Genomic DNA, 16,032 nt, shown 5'->3' with positions numbered 1-16,032 from the left:
ACCTAAGGACTTATAAATAACATCTGAATAGTTAATCATTGTGAGTGCAAATATTATCTAAAACGATTTTAAAAGTACTTAATTTATCATCGATAATCAACGTATGTTGTTGTTCTGATTTTAATAAAGGCTCTAGTAATTCTTTTTGATGTTTTAAAATAGTTGAGGTCGCTTCAGAAATACGATTATTTCGAGCGTTACGTTTTTTAATTCGTTGGATTATTTTAAGATCATCAGTTTGGCAATGAAGTATGTAAAAAGATACTTTTAAAAGACTAGCTAATTTATAGAACATTAATCGTTGAGCATGAAAAAGAAATGTGGCGTCAATTAACGCGGTAAATTCAGCTGTAATCACTATTTTTGCTAGTGCTAAAAGTTTATTATATGTTTTCTCCGTCGATTGAGGGGTGTAAATCCCCCCATAGGCACTTGAGTTAGAGTTTTCATATAAAGGTATATCAAATATCTGTTTGCGTATAATATCAGAGCTTATTTGGATCGCACCACATTCAATGGCAATTTTTTTTGCTATAGTGGATTTCCCTGATCCAGCGAGTCCATGCATAATGATTAAACATGATTTTTTAGAGTGAGTATAGAATTCTGCTAAATTTATGAAGTTGTAATAATCATTACGAATAGTTAATTTTTCTTTATCATCTAAATCTTTCTGATTTAAACGGAATAAAGCTATTTTGGCACGAACCACTGCTCGATAAGAAAGATAATAAGCTAATAAATTAAGTCCTTCATAATCCCCAGTAAATTGCAGGTACGTATTGATTAATTGATTAGCCAAATGAGGCTGTTTTTTTCCGGCTAGATCCATCGCTAAAAAAGCCAGATCCGCAATCACATCGGTCCATCGCAAATCTTCGTTGAATTCTAAACGATCAAAAAGAACAAGTTTGTCATGATAAAGAATAATATTCGCTAAATGTAAATCTCCATGACAATCACGAATAAAACCTTGCTCTTTGCGTTTTTCAAATAGTTTTTTATGCTTAGTAAATTGCTCGTTAGCCCATAATTCTAATCTTTTTACTTGAGCTATGTCAGTAGCGTCGCTAAGTAAAGGAATTATTTGTTCAAAATTTTGCTGAGTGGGGGCCTGTACTTCAAGAGGAAGGCCGAAACGAGAATTTTTGGGGGCAACAGGTGTTTTTTTATGGAATTCAGCGATTAATTGACCTAATTGGTCAATGAGTCCCGCGCTTAATTTGCCTCTTTTAAGAAGCGCACTTAGTAAGTTGTCTTGAGAAAACTCGCACATCTTGATGGCGTATTCTAAAATAGGCCCTGTGTCGCCATTAATCTGAGGATGCGCGATAGTTCCGGTAATGGGTACTACAGCAAGATAGATTTCAGGTGCAAATAATTGACCTAATCGTAATTCCTCTTCGCAGAAATGTTTACGTTTTTTTAATGTCGAAAAATCTAAAAAACCAAAATCAACAGGTTTTTTTATTTTATAAGCATATTTTCCAGTTAATATGACCCAGGAAACATGTGTTTCAATAAGCCCAAGTTGCACAACTGGATGATTAAAAGCGCGGTTAGATAGAAGATTCTTAATTAAAGAAGAGTTAGGCATAGTCTGAAGATTAAATATCAATATTTATTAACCCATACGCACTATAACGTAACTTGTTATTGGTTGTAAGGGGGTATAGGGGTTCAGATTAGATTATTTTATAAGGATATTTCAAATGAAATTGTCGGATGCTAAAAAATTAATCCAGCAGTTATTAATGGAAGCACAAATTGAGATAAATGGAAAAAACCCTAGGGACATTCAGATCCATAATGATAAATTTTATACGCGATTATTAAAAAATCCTATTTTAGCTTTAGGTGAATCGTATGTGGAAGGATGGTGGGACTGTGAAAGTCTCGATGAGTTCTTTTTTTATTTACTACATACAGAAGTACCCGAAAATATAAAAAAAAATAAATATTTTTTGTATTATTTTATCAAAGAAAAGCTTCGTTCACTTGCTCTGAGCTGCTTTAATTTACAAGCAAAATCTCGTGCATTTGAAGTGGGTAAACATCATTATGATAAAGGGAATTCATTATATCAGGCAATGCTGGATAAGAATTTAACCTACAGTTGCGCCTATTGGAAAAAAAGTAAAAATTTGGATGAAGCTCAGCAAGCCAAGTTAGCTTTAGTATGTGAAAAATTAAAACTCAAACCTGGTATGAAGGTACTAGATATTGGATGTGGATGGGGAAGTTTTGCTCGTTACGCAGCAGAAAATTATGGAGTTTCAGTAGTTGGTTTGACGGTATCTAAGGAGCAATATCATTACGCAAAAAAACTTAGTCAAGGTTGGCCTATAGAAATTCTCTTTAAAGACTATAGAGATATTACAGGAGTGTTTGACCGTATTTCTTCGATAGGTATGTTTGAGCATGTAGGGCCAAAAAATCATAAAGCCTACATGAAAATTGCGCATCGTTGCTTAAAAAATTCTGGATTATTTTTATTACACACTATAGGCAGTAACACATCAAAATATCATCCTAATCCATGGATACATAAATATATATTTCCTAATGGAATTTTACCTTCAATTCGTCAAATTGGAAAAGCCAGTGAAGGCCTTTTTATTATGGAAGATTGGCATAATTTTGGCGCTTACTACGATACAACATTAATGGCTTGGTTCGAAAATTTTAATAAATCGTGGATTTTTTTAAAAAAAGAATATGATTACTCCTCTTTTCATAGATTGTGGAAATATTATTTATTGGCATGTGCTGGGGCGTTTAGAGCACGCGATCTTCAGTTATGGCAAATTGTTTTTTCTAAAGGGGGTGTAATTAATGGGTATGAGTCTATACGCTAATTAACGAAAATCAGCTTTTAGATTCTGCAATGAAGAATTACCGACTCAACGCGATTAAATATTAGGTTTTTTTAATGGTTAGTTTCTGCAATGATTAGATAGAAAATAAATTAAACAGAAGCTCTAAGAAGGTTTACCCCCTAGTACTTTTATGAAACAATGTAAGCCTAATTTATGTGGAGAGTATCGTGTGATTGATGAGGAAGGTTTTCGGATAGGAGTGGGTATTATTGTTGCAAATTCTATAGGAGAAGTCCTCTGGGCTAGGCGCATTGGTCAGCATGCTTGGCAGTTTCCTCAAGGTGGTCTCCAAGTTAATGAAACACCGGAGCAGGCCTTATTTAGGGAGCTTTACGAAGAATTAGGATTAGAAGACTCAGATGTTGAGTTACTTGGAGGGACAAAAAATTGGTTATATTATTGGTTACCCCTTCATTTACGACGTTCACATATGCAACCATTATGTATAGGCCAAAAACAAAAATGGTTTTTGCTTTGCTTAAGAGGAGATCCGGAAAAAATTCGGTTCGATGTTACTCGTTCGCCTGAGTTTGATCGTTGGCGCTGGGCTCCTTATTGGTACCCTATCAGGCAAGTTATTACATTTAAGAGACATGTTTATCGGCGTGCGTTAGAAGAATTAGCGACATTGCTTCCCTCCCAAGTTGTACAAACGAGACGGGTTAGTAAACTATGTAGCAACTTAACGTTGGTAGAAAAAGTCGAATAACCAAATAAATATAAACTTATTTGAGCATGTTACGGTTTTACAAGACATAGGTTTAGTATTTTAAACCGTAATTTAATTATATGTTCAAATACTAATTAGTTAGGTATTTGCTATGTTGAAGATACTTCGTCGTATTGTTCAAGAGATCAGCGCAGCTCAAAGTTTTAAAGAAGCTTTACGGACATTAGTGAGACGAATTCGCGAAGCTTTGAATACACAATCCTGCACAGTTTTTCTACTTGATAATGAAAAAAATTACGTTTTACTTGCAACTGACGGTCTAAATCCTAGATGTGTTGGGAAAGTACGTTTTGGGTCTGATCAAGGTTTAGTTGGTTTAGTGGGACGAAATGGCGAATTAATTAATATTGAAAATGCACCCAAGCATCCTGATTTTTTATATATCGCTGATATTGGTGAAGAACGTTATAAAGCTTTTCTGGGTGTACCTATTATTCATAATCGTGCTTTATTGGGAGTATTGGTAGTCCAACAAGAAGAGCAGCGTTGTTTTGATGAAGCAGAAGAGGCTTTTTTGGTTACCATGGCTGCTCAATTAGGCGGTGTTTTAGCACATGCAGAAGCTACAGGAGAAATATTTTCTTTATTTAAGGAAAATAAAAAACAATTACAGCAAGATATCAGTTTTCAAGGGATTGCTAGTGCCCCAGGTATTGCCATAGGCCAGGTTGTTGTGGCATATCCATTTGCTGATTTAGAAGCAGTCCCTTATAAAAGAGCGGATGATTTATTAGCAGAAATAGCTCAGTTAAAAAAAGCTTTTAAAGCGACGCGAGATGATATTCATCGTTTAAAAAAACATATGATGTCTGTGTTACCAGAAGAAGAGCAAGCATTGTTCGATGTGTATTTAGCGATTTTAAATAAAGCTAGTTTGGAAAAAGAAGTTATAACCGCCATTAAAACTTCTCATCAATGGGCACAGGCAGCTTTGCAGTCGGTTATTAGTACGCACGTGCAACAATTTGAGAAAGTTGATGACGATTATTTACGTGAAAGAGCGGCGGATTTGAGAGATTTAGGACGTCGAATCTTAATGCATTTACAAAATAACCAATTTACGCCACCTTTATATCCAGAAAATACCATACTGATTGGTGAGGAAGTCAGTCCTTCTGCTTTAGCGGAAGTGCCTGAGGGCCGATTAGCGGGGATAGTTTCTGTAAAAGGTTCTAGTCATTCTCACTTATCTATTTTGGCACGTTCTCTAGGGATTCCTGCCGTTACTGGAGTAGAAAATTTACCAGTAAACCAACTCGAAGCGCAAACTTTAATCGTCGATGGTTCCCAAGGCCGGATTATAGTAGCTCCTTCTGGAAGGGTTAAACAAAGTTTTACTACACTGATACAACAACAAAGTGAATTTACGAATAGTCTAGAGGCTTTGCGAGAATTACCAGCACAAACATTAGATGGCTACAGCATAGCTCTGTGGGTAAATACCGGACTGATGGCAGACGCGAGTCTGTCTTTAACAGCAGGTGCAGAAGGCATAGGACTATATCGTACCGAAGTACCTTTTCTTATTCGAGATTGCTTCCCTGCCGAAGATGAACAATATGGTTTATATCGTCAATTATTAGCAGCATTTTCACCACGACCCGTCGTAATGCGCACATTAGACATCGGGGGGGATAAGGCATTACCTTATTTCCCTATTAAAGAAGATAATCCATTTTTAGGTTGGCGTGGAATTCGTGTAACGCTGGATCATCCAGAAATATTTTTAATACAAATCCGTGCAATGCTGCGAGCTAATTTGGAATTCAATAATTTACGCATCATGTTACCGATGGTTAGTTGTGTTGCCGAGGCTGATCATGCCTTACGCTTGATCGATCAAGCCTATGAGAAAGTAGTAAGCGAAGAACCCCAAGCATGTAAACCTCCAATTGGGATAATGATTGAGGTTCCTTCTGCAATTTATCAAGCTCGCGCATTAGCTGAACGTGTTGAGTTTTTATCGGTAGGAAGCAATGATCTTACTCAATATATGTTGGCTGTAGATCGTAATAATCCGCGTGTGGCCAATTTGTACGATCCGTTTCAACCTGCGGTTCTGAAAGCATTAGTTCAAATTGTTGAAGCTGCTCATCAAGCAAAAAAACCGATTAGCATTTGTGGAGAAATGGCCAGTGACCCCTTAGCTATACCTTTACTTTTAGCGATGGGATTTGATGCATTGAGTATGAACTCTTTTTCTATTCCTCGAATAAAATCTGTCATTCGCCAGATTAGTTTTCATCAAGCCAGAAAAACATTAATAAAAATTTTAGTAATGGATAATGCAACTGACATAAGAAAATACTTAAATGAACAACTGTCGAGATTTAATTTGGATCATTTAATACCGGTAACTGGTTAGCAGTATGAGTTGGTGTAAAAAATGTCAATCTAGTTTTAATGGTTATCCCATAGAGCAACCTAAGTGTGTGTCACGTCCTGAAAGCTACGCAGAACTTAAACCTAGCCAATTAATTTCTATAGCGCGCGGTTTAGGCGGAAGTTACGGTGATGCCGCTTTGAATGCTCAAGGAGAGATTATTTTAACAAACCGTTTAGATCGCTTTCTCGAGTTTGATGTGCACAAAGGTATATTGTCGGTTGAATCGGGTATCAGTTTGGCCAAGATCTTGGAACTTATTGTTAAACAAGGTTGGTTTTTACCAGTAATGCCTGGGACAGCAGCAGTTTCCTTGGGCGGATGTATAGCTACGGATGCCCATGGAAAAAATCATAGTCATGCTGGTTCCTTAGGACAATATGTACTCGGTTTACAGGTGATTACTGCTACTGGAGCAAGGATAAATTGTTCACCTGAAGTTATCCCAGAATTATTTTGGGCCACAATAGGTGGTATGGGTTTAACAGGAATTATTGGTGTAGTGACTTTACAACTAAAAAGAATTAAAACCGCTTATATGAAGGTGCAACATCAAGTTATACATAGCCTAGAGCAAACATTGGAAATCTTGTGTCATAAGGATGATGAGTTCGAATATAGCGTAGCTTGGCTAGATGCCTTAAATATGCCATTTTCTCAGGGCGTTGTTATGAAGGCAAAACACGCCGATTTGTTAGAACTTCCTACTGCTCAACAGAAATCAGCCTTTTCAACTCAAAAATATTCTTCCTTTAATTGCCCCTACTCCTTACCGATTTCTATTTTGCCTCCTTTATTGGTAAAACTGTTTAATAAAGCGTATTACCACCATTCAGCAAAAAGAGATCAAGCTTTTCTATTAGCGTACCACAATTATTTTTTCCCTTTGGATCGCATAAGAAATTGGCGGCGCTTATATGGAAAAAAAGGCTTTATTCAATATCAATGTACAATACCAGAAAAATTCTCCTATGCTGCCATAAAAGATATTTTGGAAACCTTGCATAAACATAAGCATCCTATTTATCTGGCTGTGTTGAAACGTTTTGGGCGGGAAAATTTAGCACCATTGTCATTTCCATTGTCAGGATTTACTTTAGCACTTGATATTCCTCTGCATAGCGAGAAATTATTTACTTGTTTAGATATTTTGGACGAAATAGTTATTCGTGCTGGAGGCAGGATTTATTTAGCAAAAGATGCTCGTTTAAAACCAAAGGCATTTCGCGACATGTATAAACGATACCCAGAATGGTTAGCAGTCAAGCAGCAATGGGATCCGCAGAATAGATTTAGCTCAAGTTTATCAAGGCGTTTAAAGCTTGAGAGCTAATAATTTAAATCTAGGGTTTTTAAAAAAGCCTGTAATTTTGGCTCACGACCCCGAAACTTTTTAAACAATTCGATAGCATCAATGGCGCCACCCTGCTCTAAAATATTATGTAAAAACGCTTTTCCAGTTGCTTCATTGAAGATGCCGTCCTCTTTGAACTTGGCAAAGGCATCACAGGCTAAAACTTCTGCCCAAAGATAACTATAATATCCAGCAGCATAACCTCCTGCAAAGATATGCGAAAATCCATGCTGAAATCGATTGAATGAAGCTACTGGGATGGTATCAATTTGTTTACGTATTGAATCAAGTAAGTCTTGAATTTGTTCGTAGCCTTTTGCTGGATCAAATTCTATATGCATACGAAAATCAAATAAGGATAGTTCCAATTGCTTTAATAATTGTAGACCAGCCTGGAAATTTTTAGCTTTACGCATTTTACTAATCAATGTATCAGGTAAAGTCTTACCGGTTTTATAGTGGCTACTGATTTGATCAAGAACAGATTTTTCCCAAACAAAATATTCTAAAAATTGACTGGGTAATTCAACTGCATCCCAAGCAACGCCATTAATGCCTGAAATAGCCGAGTAATCAATTACAGTCAGCATATGTTGTAAACCATGGCCAAATTCATGAAATAAAGTTAAAACTTCTTCATGTGTTAACAAGGGAGTTTCTAAGTGGATTGGGGGGGAGAAATTACAGGTTAAAAAAGCAATAGGTGTTTGAATATCACCATTGTCTAAGTAACGCCGTGATTGATAATCATCCATCCAAGCTCCTTCACGTTTTTCAGATCTTGCATAGAGATCTAAATAAAACTGCCCGCGTAATTGTTGCTGACTATCTGAAATCGAGAAAAAACGGACCTCGGGATCCCATACCTCAACGTTTTTAATTTCTTTAATTTGCATACCAAATAAACGCTCTATTAACTTAAAAAGTCCTGCAAGCACTTTATCTACAGGGAAATAACAGCGTAAAGTATCATCACAAATACCAAATTTTGTTTCTTGTAATTTCTCTCGATAGTATAAAATATCCCAGGCTTCTAAAGTTTCAATTTGATCTTGAGATTGCGCAAAACTAGAAAGTTCTTTCCATTCCTCTTTTGCTTTAGGTTGTGAATAAGCCAGTAGTTCCTCCAAAAATTCGAGCACTTCTTCAGGATTTTTTGCCATTTTATTCGAAGCCAAACTTTTTTGAGCATAATTTTTGAAACCCAATATTTGACTCAACTCATGGCGCAAATTAAGTATATTGAACATAACCTTGCTATTATCAAGCGCTAGATTACTGAGCTCCGAAGCGCGTGTAATGTGGGCTTTATATATGGCTTCACGTAGGGCACGATTATCTGCATAGGTTATTATGGGAAAATAGGAGGGATAATCTAGAGTAATTAAATAGCCACTTAGATTTTTTTCTTGTGCGGCTTTTTCGGCATTTGCGATAACGTAGGCAGGGACTCCTTTTAAGTCGGATTTATTACTAATGCATTTTGACCACTCAGCTGTAGCATCGAGTAAATTTTCTTCAAATTGATTCGATAGTTGAGATAACTGTTTTTGAATGTCCTGATATCTTTTTTGTTGAGTTTTGGGTAGATCGACTCCACCTAAATGAAAATCTCGTAATTCATTATGTAGACATTTTTCTTGGGCATAATTGAATTGATAATCACTATTAGCCAAGTTTTTAATGGATTGATAGAGGACATGATTTTGACTTAATTCGGAACTATAGATACTTAGTTTGGGGAGACATTTGTTGTAGGCACATCGTAGTCCGGGAGTCTGTTTGACAGCATAGAGGTGATTGATCGGAGACCAAAAATGTTGCAGTCGGTCCTCTAAATCATCTAATTTCTGAATAAAACTCCAATCAAGAGGCGTGACTTCAGCGAGTAATTTGGCTAATTCGGATCGATTGCTGGCTAGTAGAGCATCTAATTCACCGACTATATTTTTCGGATTAATTTTAGTAAATTTTGGTAAGGTAGTCATCATATATTCCTAAGGGTTTTATATTTAACTATTATTTTCTTTAAAAAATCAAACCGAGTTTATTTTGTCTGATGAAGATAAATTTTTAGCGATGCTTTTATTTGATCAAGCTTAAAACCACGATATTGAAAATAACGTATTTGACGTAACTGTTCTTTACGTAATTGACTAGGACGAAACTTTTTTAGCAGAATCTTCTGAATTGCGTCTAGCCAAAAATCTTCTTCTTGAGGAAGTTGAGAAAAAATAATATCATTATTTATTCCATATTGATGACATTCAGCAGTGATTTTTATTGGTCCATATCCTTGTCTTATACGTTTTTGAATAAAAGCTTCACAAAAACGTTCTTCGTTTAAAAATCCCTGTTCAATTAAACTATCTAAAACAGCCTCTACCGATTGATGCAAAAATCCTTTTTGTATCAATTTTTCTCGAAGCGTAAAGCGAGTATGTTCTCGTCTCGCCAAATGCTCCAAAGCAATTTGGCGGATTTTTTTGTCGACTTCTAAAATATCAACGTTGTATAACATAATCAGCGCGCTAATATACTCACAGCAATTGGATTTTTGACAAGGCGCCGTGAAAACGAAGCAACCGGAGTGTATTCAAGATACATGAGGATTGCGAGTTGAGCGGCAACACAGACAAAAGTTCAATTGCGAAGAGTTATTTATTCAATAATTTCAGCTTCCAGTTCTGGTACTTCAGGTGGGCTACTTTCGGTTGGTTTGTTGAGTAAGTTTTTTCGAATTTCCGCTTCTATTTTTTGACAAATTTCCACACGATCTTTCAAAAATTGTTTTACATTATCTTTTCCTTGACCAATACGTTCACCTTGATAGCTATACCAGGCCCCGGCTTTATCGATTAACCCATGTGTTACACCGAGATCAACAATTTCTCCCATATGACAAATTCCTTGATTATAAAGAATTTCAAACTCAGCTTGTCTAAATGGAGGGGCAACTTTGTTTTTTACTACTTTGACCCGCGTTTCATTACCTATGACTTCATCACCTTTTTTGATGGATCCGGTGCGGCGGATGTCAAGGCGTACCGACGCATAAAACTTTAACGCATTACCACCGGTTGTTGTTTCAGGGTTGCCAAACATAACCCCAATTTTCATGCGGATTTGATTAATAAAGATAACTAAAGTATTTGAGCGCTTAATATTTCCTGCGAGCTTACGCAATGCTTGCGACATTAAACGCGCTTGTAAGCCCATGTGTGAGTCGCCCATTTCCCCTTCAATTTCGGCGCGCGGAGTCAGTGCGGCAACGGAGTCGACAACAATAATATCGACGGCATTGGAGCGGACTAACATATCAACAATTTCCAGTGCTTGCTCTCCCGTATCAGGCTGAGAAATTATAAGATCGGCTGTCTTTACACCTAATTTAGCGGCATAAATAGTGTCCAGAGCATGTTCTGCGTCAATAAATGCCGCGACCCCTGCGACCCCCTTCTCCCCTATTTTTTGACACTCGGCAATAGTTTGTAAGGTAAGTGTCGTTTTACCAGAGGATTCAGGCCCATAGATTTCGATGATGCGCCCGCGCGGCAACCCGCCTATCCCCAAGGCAATATCTAGACCTAAAGAACCCGTGGAAACCACGTCTACAGGAACCTGGCTAGAGTCGCCTAGACGCATTACCGCACCTTCCCCGTGTTGTTTTTTGATTTGGCTTATTGCCATTTTAAGGGCTTTTTCTCGAGCATTACTTGCATCACTCATAACGAAGGTACCTTTTATAAGGAAAAAATGTGTAAAAATGGACTCTGGCTAGCATTATCGCATAAACTAAGCAGCCGTCTCTATATGCTTTTTTGATCGATCTGCTCAGAACAAGTATTTGTTTAAAACTTAAACAAATCTTGAGAAGCTCATGCGCTTTATAGCATGTCCTTTTTTATAGTGGCTGGATACTTAAAAGTTAAAAAATGTAAGAAGAAGATTCTGCAAGAGGTCTAATGAAAATACAAATTCCTTCATTTCAATCTATCCGTGCTCTGGTTGTAGGTGATGTGATGTTGGATCGTTATTGGTCTGGTGATACATCCAGAATTTCTCCAGAAGCACCCGTACCGATAGTGCATATACAAAATCTTGAAGAACGTCCAGGGGGTGCGGGTAATGTCGCTTTAAATATAGCTGCACTTGGTGCGCAAGTTGATTTACTTAGTTTTTGTGGAGATGATAACGAAGGAGACATACTTGAGAAAAAACTAAGTCACGCTAGCGTTAATTGTTATTTATATAAAATACCACAATCGCGTACTGTGACTAAACTTCGAATACTCAGTTTGCATCAGCAATTGATACGACTCGATTTTGAAGAGCAGCCTTATCAAATTGATTATGCACACCTAAAGCAATTATTTGATCAAAGACTTAAATATTGTGATGTGGTCATACTTTCTGATTATGCCAAAGGATGCTTGGCTTATGTTCAAGAATTAATTCAGTTGGCTCGAAAAGCAGGAAAGCCAGTGTTCGTGGATCCCAAGAGTAATGATTTTAAGGTCTATCAAGGCGCAACGGTATTAACGCCTAACCGGAGAGAATTTGAAGCGGTAGTTGATAGATGCGATAGCGAGCATACTTTGTTGCAAAAAGGTACACAGCTTTTAGAAAAGCATAATTTCCAAGCCATACTTGTCACACGTGGTGAACAAGGCATGACGCTCATTCAAAAAGATCAGCCGGAAGTGTATTTACCAGCCTATGCTCAGCAAGTTTATGATGTTACGGGTGCTGGCGATACGGCGATCGCTTGTTTAGCTTTAACTTATGCCGCTCAAACAGATTTAGTCCAGTCTGCACAGCTTGCCAATATTGCGGCGGGCATTGCCGTCGGGAAATTAGGAGCAGCGACAGTTAGTCAAATGGAACTAAGACGTGCGATACAAATTAAGCAACTCTCATCTCACCGCGGTATTTTGCCAGAAGCTGAACTTAAAACGATCGTTGAAGATGCGAAGGCGCACGATGAGCAAATCGTGATGACAGGTGGTTGTTTCGATATTTTACATGCCGGTCATGTTGCCTATTTGGAGCAAGCTAAACGTTTGGGTGATCGATTAATTGTCGCGGTTAATGACGATGAGTCCGTGTCAAAATTAAAAGGCTTAGGAAGGCCGATAAACAATTTAGCCAATCGAATGGCGGTATTAGCAGGATTAAGTGTAGTGGATTGGGTGATCCCTTTTAGTGAAGCAACTCCAGAGCGTCTTATTAAGTTATTATTACCAGATATTTGGGTAAAGGGAAGTGATTACCAAGTGCATGAGCTTTCAGAAGCTAAAGCAATACAAGAATATGGTGGTCAAATTAAATTGATAAATTTTGTAGAAGGGTGCTCAACTAGTGCGATAATTTCTAAAATTCAAGAACAAGAAAAGGAATCTTCATGATTATTGTTACAGGAGGAGCAGGTTTTATTGGTAGTAATTTAGTAAAACAACTCAATAATGCATATCCTGATATGCCGATTATAGTCGTTGACGATCTGACAGATGGAATGAAGTTCAAAAATATTGCGGATTGTTCGGTTACTGATTATTTAGATCAAAATGAGTTCTTAGAGAAAATTAAGCAAAATAAGCTTTTTTCTAAGTTAAAAGCTATTTTTCATCAAGGTGCTTGCTCTGTGACTACCGAATGGAATGGGCGATATATGATGAACAATAATTATGAATACTCTAAAAGCGTATTAAATTACTGTTTGGCTTGGAAGATTCCTTTCATTTATGCTTCAAGCGCTGCTGTTTATGGTTTAGGGACGGTTTTTAAAGAAGAATTACCCTATGAAAAGCCAGTGAACATTTACGCTTACTCTAAATATTTATTTGATCAATATGTAAGAAGCATATTAAGTGAGATAAAGAGTCAGGTTGTAGGGTTACGTTATTTTAATGTTTATGGTCCTAACGAAAGTCATAAAGGTTCTATGGCGAGCGTGGTGTTGCATGCCGATAAACAGCTTAAAAGTACCGGCGCTATAAATTTATTTGAGGGGACGGATGGTTATGCTAATGGTGAACAACTGAGAGATTTTATCTATGTTGATGATGCGGTTGCTGTTAATCTCTGGTTTTTGGAATCCAAAAAAAGTGGAATTTATAATACAGGAACAGGAAATTGCGAAAGTTTTAATACACTAGCACAAGCGGTTATTGATTTTTATGGGCGTGGCGAAATTCGCTATGTTCCATTTCCGGAACATTTGCGAGATTGTTATCAAAGTTTTACTCAAGCGGATCTTTCAAAATTACGCCATGCGGGTTATCAAGGAACTTTTCGCAATATTGCAAATGGTGTAAAAAATTATCTTTCTATTATGCACAAAAATATTACCGTTTAATTCATTGATTCATTCATTTTTTATCCTTAAAATATAAATTCCAATAGAAAAATTTTAAAAAGGAGTTTTGTTTTATGGATATTTATTCTTCATTATTTGCAACCTTGTTAGCATCAGTTATAGCTACGCCGGTTTTAGCAACTACCAGCCCTTTTATTTCGCATAGTAATACCGTTTTAACCTCTTCTCCAGCAAAAACTATATCTACTCCCGTCTCAGCACTTGTTAATATTAATACAGCTGATGGAGAAACCTTAGCAGCAGAATTGAAAGGGATAGGTTTAAAACGTGCAAAGGCGATTCTTGCTTATCGAAATGAGCACGGACCTTTTAAAACTATTGATGATTTAATAAAAATCAAAGGGATAAGCAAAAGAATAGTGGATCAAAATCGCGAAAAAATAACTGTTTAATAGATAAATTCAGCTATAAATTTTGATTAAAAAAGGAGTAAAATAACAAAACTATATCTGAATCTATGAAGTATACTCACAGCAATTGGATTCTTGGCAAGGCGCAGCAAGAATGAAGCAACCGGAGTGCATACAAAATACATGAGGATTGCGGGTTGCGCGGCTAAGAATTCAAGTGCGAAGAATATATATTCACTGTGCTTGAAATGGGGCAAAATTTATCGTTATAAGTGCTAATGAATCAAAATTTGTTAGATGTGTAATTGTTCTAACATATAGTGGATAGCTGCCTCTAAATCCGATATTGAACATTCTAAGCAGGCCCCTTTTGGAGGCATAGCTTGATACCCCGTTGTTGCATGTTTTAATAAGATGGAAAATTTTTTTTTTATCCGTGGAGCCCAATCCGACTGATTGCCTAAACGTGGGGCACCTGCAATGCCATTTTTATGGCACAACACACATTTGCTTTCAAATATGGCTTTACCCGCATGCATATCTTTATGAGCAGCTGTTAAAGGTGATAGCTTTATTGCAGATGCAGCAACTTTGACTTTTCCAATTGGCGCAATACGATCTTCAAGGGCAATTGTTGAGTTATCAAAAAAATCTGCATAGGCAGTATCAAAGCCAAAAAGAAAAATAAAAAGAATTATACTCTTCGCACTTGAGTTTTTGCCTGTGTTGCCGTTCAATTCGCAATCCTCATGTATCTTAAATACACTCCAGTTGCTTCATTCTCGCGGCGCTTTACCAAAAATCCAATTGCTGTGAATATAATATTTATAAATCTTAGCACATATGCGCAAAGGGTAATTTTTATGATTAAAATGGGTTAAGCAAAGTTTGTCTCCGCCTCTTTTTCTTCAGTTTCCATGCTTGATTGATATTGCCCTTTGCAAGCAGCGGCATTAAGTCTTGCACGTTTATAAAAGGCGCGCTGAGCCGCTTTCACATTATGTGCTTTACCATTCCATGCTTTCAATGCAGGTTCTTGTAACGCGCGGCCATATGAAAAACTTAGGCGCCAAGGATGACGTGAGGGTTGGAGTTTATTCATCGTATTTAAATGAGCGGTAGCAATTTCTGGTGTTTGACCTCCAGAAAGAAAATTAATACTAGGTACCGCGGCGGGAACTGTTTGACGTAATATTTTTAAAGTTGCAGCGGCAACCTCAGCGATATTAGGCTGAGGTGTATATTGATTACCAGCAATGACCATACTGGGTTTTAGTATCATGCATTCGAGTACAACGTGATGCTTATAGAGTTCTTCAAATACAGTATGAAGAACGACTTCTGTTGCTTCAGCACAGCGGACTAAACTGTGATCGCCATCTATTAACAATTCAGGTTCTACAATAGGTACAATTCCATGGCTTTGACAAATAGAAGCATAACGGGCTAAAGCTTGAGAATTAGCTATTATGGCCAAAGAAGAAGGTAAGGCGCTAGATATGGAAAAAACAGCTCTCCATTTGGCAAAACAAGCTCCAAGATTTTTATAAGTTACCAGACGTTCTGCTAGACCATCTAGGCCTTGGGTTATTTTTTCTTCTACATTTAAAGGGATAAGCCCTTTATCAACCTTTATTCCAGGGACAATACCTTCATTATCTAGATAGTCGGGGAATAGTAATCCTTCTTTGGTTTTTTGCGCTAAGGTTTCTTCATGAAGAATAACACCATTGATAAATGCTTCAATACCTGGCGTAGTAAAAAGTAGTTCGCGATAATTACGACGATTCTCTAGGGTTGACTCTAAGTGTAAGGCAGCAAATCGCTTGGTAATAGTAGCTTGACTTTCGTCTGCTGCTAAAATTCCTTTTCCTGGTACGGTTAACCGTTGAATAGTCCCTTCAAGCTCGTGAGTGGCCATAATATATTGCTCCTTACATTTTTTTGACATATTAAA

General features: G+C 37.1%; 13 protein-coding genes. 7 read left to right on the top strand and 6 right to left on the bottom strand.

Going from position 1 to position 16,032, the window contains the following annotated elements:
- Positions 1–31 precede the first annotated feature (31 nt).
- Positions 32–1,597, bottom strand: coding sequence for an AAA family ATPase (locus AAHF87_RS04805; protein WP_342147388.1), 1,566 nt, complete (start codon positions 1,595–1,597; stop codon positions 32–34).
- Positions 1,598–1,712: 115 nt separating this feature from the next.
- Between AAHF87_RS04805 and cfa the strand changes: the two genes are divergently transcribed.
- From cfa to AAHF87_RS04785, 4 genes are all read left to right on the top strand, one after another.
- Positions 1,713–2,858 (top strand): cyclopropane fatty acyl phospholipid synthase, encoded by a 1,146-nt coding sequence (gene cfa / locus AAHF87_RS04800; protein ID WP_342147387.1) that lies wholly within the window; start codon positions 1,713–1,715, stop codon positions 2,856–2,858.
- 151 nt (positions 2,859–3,009) lie between these two features.
- On the top strand, positions 3,010–3,588 hold the full coding sequence (locus AAHF87_RS04795) for an RNA pyrophosphohydrolase (RefSeq protein WP_425287996.1): 579 nt from the start codon (positions 3,010–3,012) through the stop codon (positions 3,586–3,588).
- A gap of 112 nt (positions 3,589–3,700) precedes the next feature.
- Positions 3,701–5,974 (top strand): phosphoenolpyruvate--protein phosphotransferase, encoded by a 2,274-nt coding sequence (gene ptsP, locus AAHF87_RS04790; protein ID WP_342147386.1) that lies wholly within the window; start codon positions 3,701–3,703, stop codon positions 5,972–5,974.
- A 4-nt stretch (positions 5,975–5,978) separates the two neighbouring features.
- On the top strand, positions 5,979–7,325 hold the full coding sequence (locus AAHF87_RS04785; RefSeq protein ID WP_342147385.1) for an FAD-binding oxidoreductase: 1,347 nt from the start codon (positions 5,979–5,981) through the stop codon (positions 7,323–7,325).
- On the opposite strand, the gene AAHF87_RS04780 is transcribed toward AAHF87_RS04785, so the two are convergent.
- The 3 genes from AAHF87_RS04780 to recA form a co-directional block, all read right to left on the bottom strand.
- Positions 7,322–9,337: a M3 family metallopeptidase gene (locus AAHF87_RS04780; RefSeq protein WP_342147384.1), complete on the bottom strand. Its 2,016-nt coding sequence runs from the start codon at positions 9,335–9,337 to the stop codon at positions 7,322–7,324. The two genes, AAHF87_RS04785 and AAHF87_RS04780, sit on opposite strands and share 4 nt — an antisense overlap.
- A gap of 56 nt (positions 9,338–9,393) precedes the next feature.
- Complete coding sequence (locus AAHF87_RS04775; protein WP_342147383.1) at positions 9,394–9,867, bottom strand: regulatory protein RecX; 474 nt, start codon at positions 9,865–9,867, stop codon at positions 9,394–9,396.
- A 140-nt stretch (positions 9,868–10,007) separates the two neighbouring features.
- Positions 10,008–11,075 carry a recombinase RecA gene (recA, locus tag AAHF87_RS04770; RefSeq protein WP_342147382.1) on the bottom strand — a complete coding sequence of 356 codons (1,068 nt, stop codon included), beginning with the start codon at positions 11,073–11,075 and terminating at the stop codon, positions 10,008–10,010.
- Positions 11,076–11,311: 236 nt separating this feature from the next.
- On the opposite strand from recA, the gene hldE reads away from it, so the two are divergent.
- From hldE to AAHF87_RS04755, 3 genes are all read left to right on the top strand, one after another.
- Complete coding sequence (gene hldE / locus AAHF87_RS04765) at positions 11,312–12,754, top strand: bifunctional D-glycero-beta-D-manno-heptose-7-phosphate kinase/D-glycero-beta-D-manno-heptose 1-phosphate adenylyltransferase HldE (protein ID WP_342147381.1); 1,443 nt, start codon at positions 11,312–11,314, stop codon at positions 12,752–12,754.
- Positions 12,751–13,704, top strand: a complete 954-nt coding sequence (gene rfaD, locus AAHF87_RS04760) for an ADP-glyceromanno-heptose 6-epimerase (RefSeq protein WP_342147380.1) — start codon at positions 12,751–12,753, stop codon at positions 13,702–13,704. Before hldE ends, rfaD begins: the two co-directional genes overlap by 4 nt.
- A gap of 74 nt (positions 13,705–13,778) precedes the next feature.
- Positions 13,779–14,117, top strand: a complete 339-nt coding sequence (locus AAHF87_RS04755; RefSeq protein WP_342147379.1) for a ComEA family DNA-binding protein — start codon at positions 13,779–13,781, stop codon at positions 14,115–14,117.
- Between the two features lie 251 nt (positions 14,118–14,368).
- Here the strand turns inward: AAHF87_RS04755 and AAHF87_RS04750 are convergent, their stop codons facing one another.
- Positions 14,369–14,812: a c-type cytochrome gene (locus AAHF87_RS04750; protein ID WP_342147378.1), complete on the bottom strand. Its 444-nt coding sequence runs from the start codon at positions 14,810–14,812 to the stop codon at positions 14,369–14,371.
- A 140-nt stretch (positions 14,813–14,952) separates the two neighbouring features.
- Positions 14,953–15,996, bottom strand: coding sequence for a class I fructose-bisphosphate aldolase (locus AAHF87_RS04745; RefSeq protein ID WP_342147377.1), 1,044 nt, complete (start codon positions 15,994–15,996; stop codon positions 14,953–14,955).
- Positions 15,997–16,032 lie beyond the last annotated feature (36 nt).

Source organism: Rickettsiella endosymbiont of Aleochara curtula, assembly GCF_964030935.1.
GTDB lineage: Bacteria > Pseudomonadota > Gammaproteobacteria > Diplorickettsiales > Diplorickettsiaceae > Aquirickettsiella.
Note: the sequence above shows the minus strand (reverse complement) of the source record. Positions and strands in the feature narration are given on the sequence as shown.

Excerpts from the sequence above, each read along its gene's own strand:
- hldE (WP_342147381.1), top strand. The coding sequence starts at position 11,312 with ATGAAAATACAAATTCCTTCATTTCAATCTATCCGTGCTCTGGTTGTA.
- AAHF87_RS04780 (WP_342147384.1), bottom strand. The coding sequence starts at position 9,337 with ATGATGACTACCTTACCAAAATTTACTAAAATTAATCCGAAAAATATA.
- ptsP (WP_342147386.1), top strand. The coding sequence starts at position 3,701 with ATGTTGAAGATACTTCGTCGTATTGTTCAAGAGATCAGCGCAGCTCAA.
- recA (WP_342147382.1), bottom strand. The coding sequence starts at position 11,075 with ATGAGTGATGCAAGTAATGCTCGAGAAAAAGCCCTTAAAATGGCAATA.
- cfa (WP_342147387.1), top strand. The coding sequence starts at position 1,713 with ATGAAATTGTCGGATGCTAAAAAATTAATCCAGCAGTTATTAATGGAA.
- AAHF87_RS04785 (WP_342147385.1), top strand. The coding sequence starts at position 5,979 with ATGAGTTGGTGTAAAAAATGTCAATCTAGTTTTAATGGTTATCCCATA.
- AAHF87_RS04795 (WP_425287996.1), top strand. The coding sequence starts at position 3,010 with ATGAAACAATGTAAGCCTAATTTATGTGGAGAGTATCGTGTGATTGAT.
- AAHF87_RS04805 (WP_342147388.1), bottom strand. The coding sequence starts at position 1,597 with ATGCCTAACTCTTCTTTAATTAAGAATCTTCTATCTAACCGCGCTTTT.
- AAHF87_RS04755 (WP_342147379.1), top strand. The coding sequence starts at position 13,779 with ATGGATATTTATTCTTCATTATTTGCAACCTTGTTAGCATCAGTTATA.
- rfaD (WP_342147380.1), top strand. The coding sequence starts at position 12,751 with ATGATTATTGTTACAGGAGGAGCAGGTTTTATTGGTAGTAATTTAGTA.
- AAHF87_RS04745 (WP_342147377.1), bottom strand. The coding sequence starts at position 15,996 with ATGGCCACTCACGAGCTTGAAGGGACTATTCAACGGTTAACCGTACCA.
- AAHF87_RS04775 (WP_342147383.1), bottom strand. The coding sequence starts at position 9,867 with ATGTTATACAACGTTGATATTTTAGAAGTCGACAAAAAAATCCGCCAA.